This window comes from Pirellula sp. SH-Sr6A (assembly GCF_001610875.1).
In the GTDB taxonomy this organism is placed as follows: Bacteria; Planctomycetota; Planctomycetia; order Pirellulales; family Pirellulaceae; genus JBKCUI01.
In genome coordinates this window covers 5,375,218-5,390,839 of sequence record NZ_CP011272.1, presented here as the reverse complement: position 1 = coordinate 5,390,839, position 15,622 = coordinate 5,375,218, and the positions used below count along the sequence as shown (strand labels likewise).

Below are 15,622 nucleotides of genomic sequence, written 5' to 3'. Positions count from 1 at the left end.
CTCGGTACAGTTCCCTTCAGACCGACTTGGACGCATCGCCTAACTCCGGTGCATCCGGCTGTTCTTGGAGAGTAGGCTTCCCGTCGGTAAGATTCGGTCCGTTCCCAAATCGCATACCGATCAGCGTCGCGTTTCCTTTGCCATCCATGCTCCGGACCGTAAACGTAACAGAACCGCATTCGATTATTGTCCCGTCCGAAATCTCTCTCTCGGGGACTTGTTGACGTAGCCACTGACTGAGCGTCGATTGCGGATCGCTCTCCAATTTAAGACCGTAGGATTCCTCCAGATCGGCCAGCTTTACAATCCCGCGTATCGGAAACTCAACTTGTTCGGGCCAGCTTTCCAGTTTGGCTTGCGAGCGAGACCGCGCGAAAACATGATCGACCGCCTGACGAACGTTCCGATGCACCACGACAATGATATGGTCACCCGCTGCGATGCGCGAGCTACCCTTGGGCAATTTGCTCTTTCCTTCACGCACAATCAGGGCGATGACCACTTCGTAAGGAAGAGCCAGATCGCGGATCAATTTTCCTGCCGCGAGCGTATCGGGCTCGATGAAGTAATCGACGATGTCCGCATCGACCTCGTACACGGAACTAATCTCCAACGTGATGGGAGGTTCTTCCTTGGGTTTGATGTCCAATTTCAGCTTATTCGCAACCCAGCTCAGCGAAGATCCCTGGACGACCGCCGAGACAAGCACGACGAAGAAGACGACATCGAAGATTTTGGAAGCTCCCTCGACTCCAGCCATCAATGGGAAAATGGCCAACGTGATCGGAACGGCTCCCTTGAGCCCGACCCAAGAGAGGAGCAACTTCTCACGTAGGTTGTACTGCGACCAAATCAAGCACAGAAACACCGCCAGGGGACGCGACACCAAAGCGAGAACGACCGAGATCGCCACCCCAGCACCAATCACGTCAACAAATTGACTGGGGAAGCAAAGCAAACCAAGCAAAATGAACATCACGATTTGCCCCAACCACGCTAACCCATCGTGAAAGGCCAATGTTCCCCGACTGAAGGGTGTTCGATAGTTGCCAACAATGATTCCTGTCAGATAGATTGCAAGAAACCCACTCCCCCCCAACGTGGCGGCCCCCCCATAGGACATCAAGCCAAACGCGACGGCGAAGATGGGATAAAGTCCCGCTACTTGAAGATGCACGGTGCGCAGGGCCCAGACAGCCAAGTAACCGGCGGATATCCCTACCACCAACCCGACCAATATCTGCCGTAAAAGGAGGAAGACGAGGCTTTGCCACGAGTTCAATCCGCCGGTCAGGTATTGGAGCATGCAAATGGTCATAAAGATCGCCATCGGATCGTTCGAACCACTCTCCACCTCCAACGTGTCGGCCAATCTTCTCCGAAGGTGAATCCCACCTGCTCGCAGAATAGAAAAGACCGCCGACGCATCGGTCGAACCAACGATACTTCCCAGAAGCAATCCATGGGAAAGACTCAACCCCATCAACCAAGACGCAGCCAACCCTGTAACTACGGCTGTGATCACCACGCCGAGAGTGGCGAGAATCCCCGCAGGTTTCCAGCACGACCTCACGGATTCCAAAGGAGTGGAGAGCCCTCCACTGTAAAGGATGATGGCGAGAACGACCGTACCGATCGAATACGCCAACCCGTAGTCGTCAAACGCGATGCCGCCGATGCCGTCGGAACCCGCGAGCATCCCCAACCCTAAGAAGGTTACGAGCGCAGGCATTCCAAACCGGGACGAAAACTTGCTCGACAATACTCCGAGCAATAGCAAAAAACTCCCCACCAAAATCGCTGAGTCGATATTGGCCATCCGTTGTAACCGTTCCCTTCCTAACGCGGCGTTGTTGCAATCAAGCTCCTACATCGAGGGGCTGATTCTAAGAGAGAAGGGGCCGCCAATGGAATAAATTTCCCTCCAAGACGCGATTCTTGCATTCGTCAAAGATATCGATGGCCCCTAAGGGCTATCGACCAGCCTCGCTCTGCGACTGGACAACAAAGTGCTCCTGCAATTGCGCGAGCGCAGCGTCGACCAATAATTCTCCACTTCCCACGTCGCAGCGTGCCGAGACCACTTCGTAATTCCCCTGCGGATAAGCTTGCCGCGTCGGAATATAACCGATCGAACCATTAGCAAGCTCATGCACCGAAGTGACTCGAAAAGGGGACCCATCCTTGATCGCGATCCCCAACTGGACGAATATTTCCCCGGGCAAAGAAACCCAAGCGATTTCACGACCGAGCGAAAGGACTTGCACCTCGACCGAATAAGGTTCGTGATTGCGGGCTTCGATATCCAAAATGCGAAATGCTTCGACCATGTCGCGGAAAGGTGGTTGCGGAGTCTGAGTCGATTTTTCGGCAATCTCCTTCGCCCAAGCTACGCGTTCTGCAGCATGTTTCGCCACCGGGAGTGTTACCATCCGCGAAGATGCGTGGAGTCTCGCCCCCTGCGCTGCTGGCAAATCGCTCCACGCGCGAAGCACCGCGCCAGCTAGACGCGTTCCGATGCGTGCGGCTTCTGCGTGCCCCTTTTGCGGAAAAGCTCTGCGGACGTCGATGTGATTCACATCGCCGCAGCACCCCGTGGAGTACTGCAAATGGCATCGGTCACCCATTACCTGCTGAAGGGATTGAAGCATGGCGTACGGCATGTCGGCGCTCCACTGCGTACCACCGACCGTGTCCAAGTGGATGGAGAAATTGCTGAGCAATCCCGCCAACTCGGAACCCTCACGATAGATGGCGACAATGGGTAGTGTGGTATCGGTAGGACCTGCCTCGCGCACGATTTTTGGATTGAGTTTCCCAGGATTCCAGCCGACACTTCCATCGCTCATGAAAAACCGGCGATTGAAAGCCAACTCCTGCTCCTCACCAACGCCCGCATGGACGCGGACATTTCCAAGATTCTTCATGGCCTCGGAAATACAAACTGCAATTTTGTCCGGCAATTCCGCCATGTACTTTTCGGTCGCAGGATTGGCATTCCCCAATAGCTGATAGCGAGCGTTGGCCGGATCGTACATCACGGGGCCCGTGTGGGAATGGGTTGCTGAAATGAGAACATGCTCCCCGGGAACCGATGTCTTCGAAGCGATTCGCGCGCGAGCTTCGGTGGTAAGCCACCGTGTTGTAGTGATAAGGTCCAAAGCGACGAGAGCCACTCGAGTGCCCCCGTCGTCCAGGACCGTCGCGCGGCACCACAAGGGGTCATGTGTTTCCGTAGAGAGACGCCCTTGGTAGTACCCCGCCATCGGGGTTGGTACTGTAGGGGTAATATCCACTTTCGCGAATCCGGCTCGCAAGGAGGATTCGGACTGGCCATAAACACAATCAACCAGGGCGACTCCAAGAATCCAGCCAAGGATCGATACAATCAAAATTCGCCAGGACATACACAACCGCCAAACAAACTCGAGAACAAACCGCACATACCGAAATAGCAAAACGATTGTATCAGATTGATCGTAATCAATGCGTCACGAGCGTCTCAGGCAGATGATGGAAGTCGTTCCAGTAGTGCAACTTCCAGCGATTATCTTCAAAGAATAGACAGGAGACCGAAGTATTGATCGGTTCCGATACGAGGTGATCGAGATCCTCGATTTCCAGCATGGCTTCGAGCAATCGAACTTTGAAATCGGCATGGATCATCATCAAGACGCGATGATTTGCATGCAGGTCCATTTGCGATTCGTACCACCTACGCACTTGTCGTGCGCGTTCCCGTGCGAGTTGTATGGTCTCGTAGCATTCCAGTTGATTCCACCCCGCCTCCCCGATCCGTTCGTCGATCTCCCAGTCCGGATAAAGGGATTGAATCTTCGAACGAGGTAGCCCTTTTTCTGGAGTTCGCCTCCCTATTTCATGCCCGCTATAACATCCTCCTTGTTCATATAGGTCTTGTCGAATCCAGGGCTGAATTCCCATTCGCTGGACCACCGGTGCAACGGTTTGCAATGTCCGCAGAAAGGGGCTGCAATAGAGGAGAGTCGGGGCATAGCGATCCATCCGGGAGGCCAAGTGTTGAGCTTGCTGCCTGCCAACGTCCGTAATACCAGGATCCGGAACCCTCAATGTATCGGGATTGGCATTGTTCTCCGACTGGGCATGGCGGACTAGATACAAAACGGCTCTCGCTGCCATCGTGTTACGCCGCTTTTCGAGACACAACAGAATTCGGGAGATCCGATTCGTCGATCGGCAATGTACCGTGGCTGGTGGATGCCAACTCCTGCAATAAGAACTTGGCTGTCGCATAGCTTGCCCCTGGACGGGCAAACTGATTGGAGAGTTCGATCAGCTTTCGACGTTGGTTCAATCGATAGGCATTGTCGCTAAGTAGTCTCGACATGTGCTCGACAACCGATTGGACCGAAGTCTTCGATGACTTTGAGTCAAGTGAACCATGGGAGATGCATTCCGGTAGAAGGGGTTCTTCCGCGATAAGATTGGGAAGCGAAATACTCGGAATTCGGACCAACGCTTTGGCCATGCAATACGTCGTGGTGTTCACGTGGTACATCACCGTGGCAGGTTTCCCGCGCGCCATCATCTCGAGGGATACGGATCCGCTCTTCATAATCGAACAATCGCACAATTCGATGATCTCGCTCGTCTTTCCAGCGAAGATGTGAATCGGAAGTTTCGCATCGCTGGCAGTCAACGAATTCTTGCACCAAAGCGCATGGGAATCTTTGAGCGCCGCTACCATGAATTGGACATGCGGGAATTGCCGCGACAGTTTGCGGATCGCTTCGAGTTGCAGCGGCCAAATGTGCTTGACTTCATGGTCGCGCGAGCCGGGCAGGACCGATACCTGGATCTGGTGGTTGCAACGCCATCGATCTATGAATTTTGTATCGAGCGGTTGCTGGGCAATGTGATCAAAGAAGGGATGCCCCACGTACGTCGCGGGCATTTTCTTGCTCTCGAACCAAGCAGCTTCAAAGGGAAGATTGCACAGTACATGGTCGACGTGCTTCCGCATCTTGGCGATGCGCCAGCCGCCCCATGCCCACAACTGGGGCGGAAGGTAGTAGTAAACCGGGATGCCGTACTTCTTCGCACGCTTCGCGATATGCCAGTTGAAGCCGGGGAAGTCTACCAGGACCACGCCATCGACCTCTCCGCGAGCAAACGACATCTCTGCCAGTTTCGCAATCCGGAAAAACTCCCGCAACTTGGGAAGGACTTCGGCAAACCCCATCACCGCCATGCTGGTAAGGTCGAAGTCGAGTTCCAATCCCGCTTGGATCATCCGAGACCCACCGAAACCTCGGAAAGTGGAGGTAGGCGAAAGACGCTTCAGTGAGCGGATGAGATTCGCAGCATGGAGGTCACCACTTGGTTCCCCCACGGAGAAGAAAAAACGTTGTCCCATGTACGTTTCATCACCCAACGAGTCGAGCATCGATCCATCGATATAGATTTGACTACAGTCACCATCATGACTGCACTCAGTGAACTCGTTTTGATTCATCGGTTATCGCTCGCCAGGGAATTCGGTACAACCCGCCGGTATACGTGAAATTGGAGAACCGGGGCAAGATCAAGCGTTTGATTTAACGGTTGGGAAAGATGGCGAAATAACGACGTGCCTTAAACCGAACTGGGGCCTCGGCTACCGGAATCGATCGTAATCGCTTCGATGGCTGGCAGCACAAAAATCTTTCCGTCCCCGATGCTTCCCTGCGAACCTGTTTTCGCAACGCGGCAAATCGTGTCGATGGCTTTCTCGACGAAATCGTCGTTCACGAAGATCTCCAAGTTCACTTTGCGCAACAAGTGAATCTGATACTCCACCCCCGCGTAAAAAGCGGAATGCCCCTTCTGACGACCATAACCCTGCGCGTCCAACACCGTGGTTCGGTGAATGCCTGCATTCTGGAGCGCTTCGCGTACGGCCTGTAGTTTATTGGGTTGAATGATAGCCAGGAGCAGTTTCATGCAACGATCGATCTCGTGATGGAGGTGGGGTCGTCGAACCCAGACGTGGAAAATCGTCGAAAAATCAGTGTCTAGGAAGGGACGCGTCCGTGGAAGGGGGCTGACGCTAGAATGGCAGGAGATGGGCCCGCCGGCGGGTCTTGCAGGCAATCCCGTAGCGAGTAGACTACTTCGCGTTGTGGAGACGGTCGCTTGGTGAAATTGGCAGACACGCAAGACTTAGGATCTTGTGCCGAAAGGCGTCGGGGTTCGACTCCCCGAGCGACCACTCTTTCCCTCAGGTGAATCAGCTTGGATTCCTTTTTTCTCCTCGCCAGCCCTCAGAATCCCAGGATCAAATCGGCTGCTGCATTGCGCGATGCCAAATCCCGCAGGCAACAAGGACTGTTCTTAATCGATGGGATCGGCTTGATCGAAAGGGCCCTGCAGGGGGGCATCTCTCTGGAGCAACTATTCGTTCGCGATGATGCGGACTCGATGGCCCAGCTCAGAAGTCTCCTCGCGAATTACCCACTGAACGATGCCCAGTCCTGCTGCTTTCGCGTTGCGCCCGCGGCGATGGAAAAATTGCAATACGGCCAGCGGGACCTCGAACTCATTGCCGTCGCCAAAGTCCCCAAGACCGACTTGGATGGCTTTTCTGAGCGAGTTCAAACTCGCTGGTCCCATTCAAAACGCCCCAACAGCGAGCCCCAAAGGGAGGTTGCGAGTCGCCGGTCCCATCCGTGTTATCTAGTCCTTGATCGGATCGAAAAACCAGGAAACCTCGGCGCCGCACTTCGGACCGCCGATGGCGCCGGAGTCACGGGAGTTCTCCTCGCGGATCCCATTTGCGACGCCTGGAATCCGAACGCAGTTCGCGCCAGTCTAGGCGCCCTATTCACCGTTCCGATTGCGATCGCCACAGAAGCCGCTGTGCAGGCTTGGCTGGCAAAATCCAACATCCAAATATTCGCTGCTCGCGTGGAAGGCTCCAAGTGCTACACGGCAGCGAATTATCAACAGCCCCACGCCATCGTGATCGGAAACGAGGCAGAGGGACTTCAACACCGCTGGCTCGATCCATCCATCAAACCGATCGCGATTCCGATGTCGGGAGTGGTAGACTCCCTCAACGCATCGGTTAGTACCGCTGTCGTCCTCTACGAATCCAAACGTCAGAACGAAATGCTGATCGCAACGTCTCCTCGCTAGCAAATGCACCCGCAGTGCGACGGCAACTCCCATTGCTAGCAATCAGGTGCATCTGTTTGTTAAAATACAGCAGCTGGGGAAAGAAACGGCAAGATGGGGAATCGGATCAACCGATCGATCTATTTGTCTCTTCTTTGGGTTTGAATCGATGCGTTGTGCATTCCCACAACGCGAAGGTGAATCGCAAATATGCGTTATTACAGTCTCCTAGCTAACTTCCTCTGGAGTGGCTTCACCATCTCTCTGGCGTTTTCACCGGTTTCACAATTCGCCAAAGCCGACTTTGAAGTGATGTTTCACGATCAAGCGTACGATCCGGCACTTCCGATCACAGCAGTCGAACCCGAAGACATCGCGCAGGTAAAAGCCTCGGAGTGGAATGGCTATTTCCCCAGTCTCTGGCGATGGGAAGAAACGACCATCCTTGGTGCGATCGATGGATCGAAGCAACCACAGGACTTCGGCGTGAATGCGAACCTGGGTGGGCAGGCCGCGATCAATACGGCCTTCCCCGTATTCGAGTCGCTAGGAATTGGAATTCAGGCCGGGACTAGTATCGTAGCATCCTCCAACGCGGTGCGTGTTTACGAACTCCTGGGAGAAGAGACGGGTCGCACCCAAAGCTTCACGACGCTCGGCGCTTTCCAGCGAACCGATAGCGGATTCGGCTGGGGGTTCGTGCACGACTTCCTTTACGAAAAGTCCTTTGACTCGTTCCAGCTCGGTCAATGGCGGATGAAGGGAAGCTACCTCTTCAACCCTCGGAACGAGATCGGTGTCAACGCTGCGTTCCGATCCAATTCCGATACCGGCGTCTTCGGAGCGAACACTCCGGTGACGCTTCGGCCTATCGATCAAGGGTCGGTGTATCTGAGGCACTTCTGGAAAACCGGTGCACAAACAACGGGATGGTTTGGTTTGGCGGACGAGCACAGTGAGAACAACGCAGTGACCGGACCGTCCGCATCGAAGAACAATCCATTCCTCTTCGGCGCTGATGTTCTAATGCCTCTAACACCTAGTCTCGCGATTTACGGCGAAACGAATATTATCATGCCGAGCGACACAGGCACGGTGGATGCTTTTCTCGGTATCCAATGGTATCCGGGCGGCAATGTTTTCCGAGCGCGTCGCGGGCGCTATAGCCCTATGATGTCGCTCGCATCACCAACGACCTTCTCGGTCGACCTGTTGCAATAGCCCGCCCAGTCGGCGAGATCTGTTGACTGGCTTATTCTCCAAATGACGGAACAATCGTTAAACGCCGCAGATTCGAGTTTCGAGTCTGCAATGTTTGCGAGCTTACTGGCTCTCTTCGCCAATTGTTGAAATCGGAATCCTAGGGTAGGGGTGGTCCATCCTGACCCGTGATTTTGATCATAGGCACTTCGAAGCGTATTCCACATGGCAACTTTGATTCCGACGGCTGCTTCCCTCAGCATGCCCCTCCCTTTTCTGGGGCAACTGCAGAATCCACCCCCTCTGAAAACCGCGGATTCAGAGGATTGCCGCTTCTCCCAATGGCGACTTCTTCCAAACTCCAATCCACCCCGATATTTCGCCTGGGACTCCGAAACGAAGTCCGAAGTTGAAATTCGTTTTATGCCATGGCTCCAAAACCATCCCGAAGGAGAAGAGGCCTGCCGAACGCAATGCGAACGAATCCACCAGATTCGGGACCCCTTGGCCAGAAGGGTTCTCGATTTCGGTCGTTCGGAAGGTATCCCTCGCATGGTCTTGGCTGCTTCCGCTACCAAGCCGCTCAAAGATTTCCTCGTTCAAGCCGACCGACTCCGGAGGGTCGAATTGGCACTGAACCTGCTTTGGACAGTCCATACTGCCTGCACCCACGGGCTATTCCATGGCGACCTAAACGCGGAATGCGTGCATGTCCTATCTGACGAACCCTTTCAAATCCAATGCGACTATACGGAACGGTTCCTAAGAGAATGCCCAACCGTCCTTGCTACGGCATCCTCGCTATACGAATCGGATCTTCGCGCTGCGATCGCTTTGGTGCAGACGCTGGTTTTGGAATCGCTGGAGACCGACGAAACAGATTCCCAGCCCCCTGCCCGACACTGGGCCGTTCTCAAACGGCTAGCGCGAGAAAAAGTCGAGGCGACTCAACTGGAGTCCCAGTTCGATGCTTGGTGCAAAACCCTGGGTGATTGCATTCCTGAAAATCGAAATCCCTTTTATACAAAATGGGTTGCGCCCCTGGATCGAACCCTAAGCGTCGCAGTCCAAGAACATCTCCCCCGCGGTGCTAAACATGCCCGCATCGATTCCGATGTCCCTGAAGATGTTCAATCGAACTTCGCAATGGAAGTTCCCGAATTGGATGGCTCGCATCGCGATCCTAGCGAAGACACCGACGAGAAGACCTTTGTTTCCGCCGTGGACCATCCGGCCGACGCAACGGGATCTGTTCATCGCATTCTCCGTCCTGGAGATTTGCTGGGGAACTATCGCCTCCACCGTCTGCTGGGACAGGGTGGGATGGGAATGGTCTTCCAAGCGACCGATACGCTGGGAGGGAAAGCGGTCGCGGTGAAAGTCCTTTTGAATCAACATGGCGACAATCCGCACTCGGTTCGTCGATTCACCAAGGAAGCCCGCATCCTAGCCAGCGTACGCAACGAATATGTAACGGAATTACTAGAGGTCGGACAGGCCCTTGGCTACCACTTCCTCGCGATGGAGTACGTCGACGGACCAACTTTCAAATCTTGGTTGCGAGGAAAAGCTCCCCTACCTGAGCGCGATGCGTTGCAGTTTATCGCAGATCTGTGCAAGGCTTTGTCGCAAGCCCATGCGCAGCAAATCATTCACCGCGATATCAAACCAGATAACATTCTCTTAGCCTCCCGATCGGAGACCGCTAGTCCCGACTCTACGTCGTTGTCGGATTGGAGAATCAAACTTTCCGACTTCGGTATTGCAAGACACATCCATCAATCGGCCTCGATGGAAGTAACGCGTGCGGGGACCATGCTCGGTACACCGATGTATATGGCACCGGAACAATGCAAAGGGCAATCCGAAATTGGACCTGCTGCCGACGTGTATGCAATCGGAATCATGCTATTCGAAATGCTCACAGGTGACGTTCCGTTTCGGTCCGACGATCCGATGAAGACTGCCGCAATGCAGTGCTTTGATCCGCCCCCCGATTTGCAAAAACGCAATCGAGCGATCTCCGATCGAACTTGCCAATTGGTAACGCGGATGCTTGCCAAAAATCCTTCAGACCGATTCGCTGACGCGACACAGCTGCTGTTGGAAATCAACCGAATCCTCAACGGAACACCCTCGGCCCTTGAGGATCATCCGCGTCTCCCCACCCATGAATCCAAAAAACTTTGGACGCGCACCTTTGAATGGACTCTTCAAAGCCAAGCCAGAGACCTCTGGCCCCTCGTCAGCGATACGGATCGATTGAATCGGGCCGTGGGTCTCCCCGCCGTTACGTACCGAAACGAACAGGACCCCGAGCGGGGTTTACGCAAATTCGGTTCGTTTCACTTGGGTGCTGTGAAAGTCTCCTGGGAAGAGCATCCGTTCGAATGGATCGAAGGGCGACGCATGGGAGTGTTACGCGAGTTCTCAAGTGGACCGTTTAAGTGGTTCATGAGTTCAGCAGAGCTTTTACCCCTGCCATCCGGAGGTACCAAGCTCATCCACACGGTCAAAATCGAACCTCGCAATACACTCGGAACAATCGTCTCGACAATCGAAGCGGGCTGGAAGGGTGGACGCGCGCTCGACAGGGTCTACAAACACATCGACGAGTTCTTGCAATCCAAAGCGTCCTCGAATCAAGTGATCGATCCCTTTGAGGATGCCCCTAATCTTTCGCGCGCCCGATCGAAAAGACTGGATGACCGCGCCGAACAGATGCGTAGACTGGGGATCGATGCGGAATTATGCAGGATGCTGTCCCACTTCATTCGCTACGCTACCCCCCAAGCCGCCGCGAAGATCCGTCCCCTGGCGTTGGCGAAGACGCTGGGTGTCGATCCTGACATCCTGTTGGATGCGTGCATCGTCGCCGCCTCCGTGGGAATCCTCCAGCTGCACTGGGACATCCTTTGCCCGAGTTGCAAAGCTCCGGCTGCGTCGGAACCGCTCTTGTCACGAATCGAAAACCACACTCAATGCGACGCTTGCGATTCGGATTTTCAATCGAACCTTGCGGATTCGATTGAAATGGTCTTTGCGGTTCACCCCGAACTACGCGAAGTCGACTCCGCAACGTACTGTGTTGGCGGACCAGGGAACTCACCCCACGTGATCAGCCAAGTCCGATTGCAACCGGGAGAGCGTATCGAGTTGGAACTCCCAATCCAAACTGGCAACTATCTGCTTCGCACGACTCAATCCATCGAGTCGCAGACTATTTCTGTTCGCAGTTCCCACGCTCCATCGCAACTCGAGTTCTTTCTCAGCAATCTCGGACAATCCAGTTCGATCCCAAGCCTTCGAGAAGGAGCGGTTTCACTCTTTATAGAAAACAACCTAGACAAACAGCAGCTTGTCCGACTGGAACGAACTATTGTCCGAGACGATGTTGTCACCGCCGCTTCCGCATCCGCGATCACAAGATTCCGAAAGCTCTTTCCCGATCAGGTCTTTCAGAGCGATGTGCCGGTGACTTCGGAAGATCTGACTCTGGTCGCCCTGCAAGTCAACAATGTCGAATCGCTTTACGATCGATTGGGTGACACAGAGGCTTATAGAACGATCCAAAATTTCATGCAGGAAGTCGAGAAGCAAGCCGCTCCGCATCGAGGTGCTGTAGTCAAATCGATCAGCGAAGGGATGCTGTTGTCGTTCCGAGATTGCGGCGCTGCAATCCGATTTGGAATTCACCTGCAAAACGCGCGATGCCACGATCCACAAATGGCACCCTTGCAGGTGGGGATCGCTGTCCATCGCGGGAGGCTCCTGATTTCCAATCAGAACGGGCGATTGGACTACTTTGGTAGCAATGCGAGACTGGTTATGCAAATCGCATCGAGGATTCAAACGGGAATATCAATGACCGAACCAATTTTTAGCGATCCATTGGTTCAACATATCGTGAAAGAGACCGAACTACCAATCACGCTTCAATCGCGAGAAGTATCACCGGATCGCAAGGTGCTCTTGCAGGAGTGGATCCTCGCCAACGCACAGCCGTGATCGCGACGGTTCCCGATTTCGAACACGAATCCATTCACGACCACAGAGAGCTTTGAAATGATGAACTGTGAGACGATTGCATGTGCCAATAGCTGTTGGACCTTGGTGGAATTTGGTCCTGGGGAACAGCAAAAGAGGTCGATAGCGCTTCAGCAGCGTTCCCTTGTCGTCGGACGAACCGCCGACGCAGACGTTTGTATTCCGGAGGTCTCCGTCTCCAAACGCCACGCGCGGATTTCTTTCGACGAGAACGAAATGTGGGTGGAAGACCTGCAGAGCACAAATGGTACGTTTTTGAACTGCCATCCCGTGCAGCGCAGTTCGGTTTGCGAAGGGGATTTGCTTCAGTTCGGTAATGCGCTTTTTCGCGTTGGAAAGGAAGATCGATCCGATGCAGGAGCCACGCATGAGCAAGGCATTCTTCCCTGGGCACAAACACTTCTGCATTTTGATACCTTGCTTTCCAAGCGAGCGGTGATTCCATTTTTTCAGCCCATCATCACGATGGCGGAGAGAAAGCCCATCGCGCACGAGTTACTCGTACGAAGCAAGCTAGAAGGGCTCACAACTCCGGCAAACATATTCAGCGCAGCCGATCGTTTGGGCCAGAACGCGACCTTGAGCGAGATGATTCGAGAGGAGGGCCTATCCGTAGCCGCTCGCTCGCAACATGCCGATTCGAACTATTTCTTGAACACGCATCCGTGTGAAGTGGTGAACGATCGGCTTCTTGACTCGCTCTTTCGATTGAGGATGCAGTATCCGAATACCCGTATCACACTTGAAATCCACGAAGCATCTGTGACCGATCCAAGGTCCATCGGTAAATTGCGAGACACGCTTTCCGACTTATCCATGCAGCTCTCGTACGACGATTTCGGGGCTGGCCAAGGTAGATTGCTCGAACTGGGAGAACAACCACCCGATGTACTCAAATTCGACATGCAGTTGATTCGGGACATCGATCAAGCTCCGGGTTCCAGGCAGGAGCTGTTAGCCGCTTTAGTACGACTATCCCGAGATCTGGGAACCATACCGCTCGCTGAAGGTGTAGAAACCGAAGCCGAGCATAGAGTCTGCGTCGCAATGGGGTTTGAGCTGGGGCAAGGTTTCCTTTACGGTCGCCCCGCCCCTTTCCCGGCACCCGACTGCTAAATACCAAGTTCTTTTTCGATATGCGTCAAGCGCTCGTTCAATCCTCCGATTAGCAGCTTGAGCTGCTCGATCTCGTCCATCACTTTCGAGTTCGCCGCGGAGGGGGCGAGCACGGCCGATTGGGTGCCCGCGGAGGTTGAGGGCTCGTCATCCTCGGCCGCAGATCCTCCTTTTCCGACACACTTTGCTAACAGTTGATCTCGTTCCCATTCTGGATAGAGATTGTGCGAGACCAATTGGCCGCGTCCAGGGGGCGTGAGTTCGAGAACCAAATCTCGTCGCTTAAGCTCGTCAAAAATTTGCTGCATCTGCGAGAGATCTGCAATGGGCTCCATTCTCGAAGCACGCGTACGAAGCTCGCCGATCGTTTGTTCACCCCGCAGCAGCAACTCGGTCAACACAGCGGCCTCGGTTTTGTTAAGCCCGATCCAGTTGTACGCGTAATGACGAACCTTGGTAACGCGTCCCGATCCTTGAACAATCGTCACCGCACCGAGTGCCCGCAGCTCGTCCACAATTGTTTCGATTTGCTCCGCGGAGTAATTGGTTATCGGCTCGCGATTGCTTTTTTGATTGCACCCGGTGGCCAATCCTGTGAAGGACATGGGATAGGCGTCTGGAGTCGTTTTTGACTTCTCCATGAGCGTCCCCAGAACGCGACGTTGCTTGGCTGTGAGAGGTTTCCAATCCCGAGCATCCTCCGCAGGTTGCGTCGGAGCATGGGTAGGGTTGGAAAAGGAATCATCTATCGATGCCGATTCATCTTGATCCACGGTGAGCTCGTCCTCTGGCTGGCGTAATGGAATTGGCGATCGCCAATGGTTTCGTCCGTAACGTTAGACCCCATTCGCTCTTCCAAAACAAGGTGCCATGGGTACGAGTTGCGGGGCAACGCTCGCTGCGTTCCGATCAGCGGACCGTCACCCCCTTAGGGTAAGACCCAAGGCAATTCAATCGGATCGCGGCTTTCTCAAGCGAACGAATCGCGTTCTCGACATGGGACTGGGAGCGATGCCCATCCAATTCCACGAAGAAGAAGTACTCGTTCGCCACACCGGGAACAGGGAACGATTCGATCCAAGTCAAATTGAGACCATTGTCTCGAAACATCAGCATGACATCCGCGAGCGCCCCGGGTTTGTGAGGAACTTGAAACATCAGCGACGTCTTATCATTCGAGGAAGGCGCTGGCTCGTCGTTTCCGATAATGGCAAACCGGGTGATGTTGTTCTGATTATCCTCGATCGATTCGGCGATCAGATCCAGTCCAAGGGCGATCCCCGCATCGCGGGACGCGACCGCAGCGGCTCCTACCGTGTGAGTGGCAATTTGTGCAGCAACCGCAGTGCTCGCCACCTCCACCCATCGAGCGTTGGGTAGATGTTCTGCCAACCAAGCCCTGCACTGAGAGAGGGCCTGCGGTTTGCTATAAACCTCTTTGATTTCCGAGCGACCGCACTTCGCCAAGAGATTGTGATGGATCGGCAGGAGCACCTCGCCGCAGATCCGAACAGGACGGCGTATGAACATGGTGAGGGTGTCGACAATCCGTCCGTCGGTCGAGTTCTCAATCGGGACAACTCCATAGGTCGATTGCCCTCTCTGGATCTCTTCAAACACGGCTCCGATGGTTTGAACCGCCTGAAATCCGTCGTCCGCCCCGAAGTACTTGCGAGCAGCCGAGTAGGAATACGAGTACTCCGGTCCCAGATAGGCGATGCGAGTCGGCTTTATAGCGTGTTGAAACGATACTCCCGCTATAAAGGGAACGACCCGTTCGGCAAGGTACCGTTGGTCAGGATGACACACTTCCAATGCTCGACGAAGGGACTCATGACAGTGCGTCGCCAAACCGGGCAACTGTGTCCCCTCGGAAGAATCCTCCGCAATTTGCCGAAGCAAGTCGATCCGCTTCGCAAGCAACTCGACGATAGCTCCGTCGACCTGTCCTAATTCTCGTTTTAAATCCATACCCTTAGCTCTTCTGTCAAATTGGCGTGTGGGAGGAGGGCTGTTCCCGTTCCGCTCGACGCCCCCAGGCGAACGGACGGACAATCCTTGCAATTAACCTGTTGTAACGAAACGACTTACAGCCGCCTCACCCGACGCACTCCCCAATTTGGCA

The 15,622-nt window shown here is 54.3% G+C and carries 11 protein-coding genes and 1 tRNA gene; 5 read left to right on the top strand and 7 right to left on the bottom strand.

The features are described 5' to 3' along the window. Positions 1-16: 16 nt before the first annotated feature. From VN12_RS21000 to VN12_RS20980, 5 genes are all read right to left on the bottom strand, one after another. A complete protein-coding gene (locus VN12_RS21000) occupies positions 17-1,819 on the bottom strand; it encodes a potassium/proton antiporter (protein WP_146678636.1) in 1,803 nt (600 codons plus the stop codon). Positions 1,820-1,973: 154 nt separating this feature from the next. Next, the gene (locus VN12_RS20995) at positions 1,974-3,407 is read right to left on the bottom strand and encodes a neutral/alkaline non-lysosomal ceramidase N-terminal domain-containing protein (RefSeq protein ID WP_146678635.1); all 1,434 of its coding nucleotides are present in this window, start codon (positions 3,405-3,407) and stop codon (positions 1,974-1,976) included. Positions 3,408-3,483: 76 nt separating this feature from the next. Continuing rightward, positions 3,484-4,158, bottom strand: a complete 675-nt coding sequence (locus VN12_RS20990) for a histidine phosphatase family protein (protein WP_168164539.1) — start codon at positions 4,156-4,158, stop codon at positions 3,484-3,486. A gap of 4 nt (positions 4,159-4,162) precedes the next feature. Further along, complete coding sequence (lpxB, locus tag VN12_RS20985; protein ID WP_240491216.1) at positions 4,163-5,494, bottom strand: lipid-A-disaccharide synthase; 1,332 nt, start codon at positions 5,492-5,494, stop codon at positions 4,163-4,165. A gap of 119 nt (positions 5,495-5,613) precedes the next feature. Beyond that, the gene (locus VN12_RS20980; protein ID WP_146678633.1) at positions 5,614-5,961 is read right to left on the bottom strand and encodes a P-II family nitrogen regulator; all 348 of its coding nucleotides are present in this window, start codon (positions 5,959-5,961) and stop codon (positions 5,614-5,616) included. Positions 5,962-6,147: 186 nt separating this feature from the next. On the opposite strand from VN12_RS20980, the gene VN12_RS20975 reads away from it, so the two are divergent. From VN12_RS20975 to VN12_RS20955, 5 genes are all read left to right on the top strand, one after another. Further along, positions 6,148-6,229 (top strand) — tRNA-Leu (locus VN12_RS20975). A gap of 23 nt (positions 6,230-6,252) precedes the next feature. Further along, the gene (locus VN12_RS20970; RefSeq protein ID WP_146678632.1) at positions 6,253-7,155 is read left to right on the top strand and encodes a TrmH family RNA methyltransferase; all 903 of its coding nucleotides are present in this window, start codon (positions 6,253-6,255) and stop codon (positions 7,153-7,155) included. A 189-nt stretch (positions 7,156-7,344) separates the two neighbouring features. Next, positions 7,345-8,355, top strand: coding sequence for a DUF6666 family protein (locus VN12_RS20965; RefSeq protein ID WP_146678631.1), 1,011 nt, complete (start codon positions 7,345-7,347; stop codon positions 8,353-8,355). A gap of 204 nt (positions 8,356-8,559) precedes the next feature. After that, positions 8,560-12,342, top strand: coding sequence for a protein kinase domain-containing protein (locus tag VN12_RS20960; RefSeq protein WP_146678630.1), 3,783 nt, complete (start codon positions 8,560-8,562; stop codon positions 12,340-12,342). A 57-nt stretch (positions 12,343-12,399) separates the two neighbouring features. Then, entirely contained in the window at positions 12,400-13,497 is a 1,098-nt protein-coding gene (locus VN12_RS20955) for an EAL domain-containing protein (RefSeq protein ID WP_146678629.1), read from the top strand. On the opposite strand, the gene VN12_RS20950 is transcribed toward VN12_RS20955, so the two are convergent. Both VN12_RS20950 and pheA read right to left on the bottom strand, forming a co-directional pair. Beyond that, positions 13,494-14,270 carry a YceH family protein gene (locus VN12_RS20950; RefSeq protein ID WP_240491215.1) on the bottom strand — a complete coding sequence of 259 codons (777 nt, stop codon included), beginning with the start codon at positions 14,268-14,270 and terminating at the stop codon, positions 13,494-13,496. The genes VN12_RS20955 and VN12_RS20950 overlap by 4 nt on opposite strands. Positions 14,271-14,406: 136 nt before the next feature. Next, on the bottom strand, positions 14,407-15,468 hold the full coding sequence (gene pheA / locus VN12_RS20945) for a prephenate dehydratase (protein WP_146678628.1): 1,062 nt from the start codon (positions 15,466-15,468) through the stop codon (positions 14,407-14,409). Positions 15,469-15,622 lie beyond the last annotated feature (154 nt).

Bases quoted from the DNA above. Each gene is read 5' to 3' on its own strand.
- VN12_RS20960 (WP_146678630.1), top strand. From the start codon at position 8,560: ATGGCAACTTTGATTCCGACGGCTGCTTCCCTCAGCATGCCCCTCCCT.
- VN12_RS20995 (WP_146678635.1), bottom strand. From the start codon at position 3,407: ATGTCCTGGCGAATTTTGATTGTATCGATCCTTGGCTGGATTCTTGGA.
- VN12_RS20955 (WP_146678629.1), top strand. From the start codon at position 12,400: ATGATGAACTGTGAGACGATTGCATGTGCCAATAGCTGTTGGACCTTG.
- VN12_RS20990 (WP_168164539.1), bottom strand. From the start codon at position 4,158: ATGGCAGCGAGAGCCGTTTTGTATCTAGTCCGCCATGCCCAGTCGGAG.
- pheA (WP_146678628.1), bottom strand. From the start codon at position 15,468: ATGGATTTAAAACGAGAATTAGGACAGGTCGACGGAGCTATCGTCGAG.
- VN12_RS20965 (WP_146678631.1), top strand. From the start codon at position 7,345: ATGCGTTATTACAGTCTCCTAGCTAACTTCCTCTGGAGTGGCTTCACC.
- VN12_RS21000 (WP_146678636.1), bottom strand. From the start codon at position 1,819: ATGGCCAATATCGACTCAGCGATTTTGGTGGGGAGTTTTTTGCTATTG.
- VN12_RS20980 (WP_146678633.1), bottom strand. From the start codon at position 5,961: ATGAAACTGCTCCTGGCTATCATTCAACCCAATAAACTACAGGCCGTA.
- lpxB (WP_240491216.1), bottom strand. From the start codon at position 5,494: ATGAATCAAAACGAGTTCACTGAGTGCAGTCATGATGGTGACTGTAGT.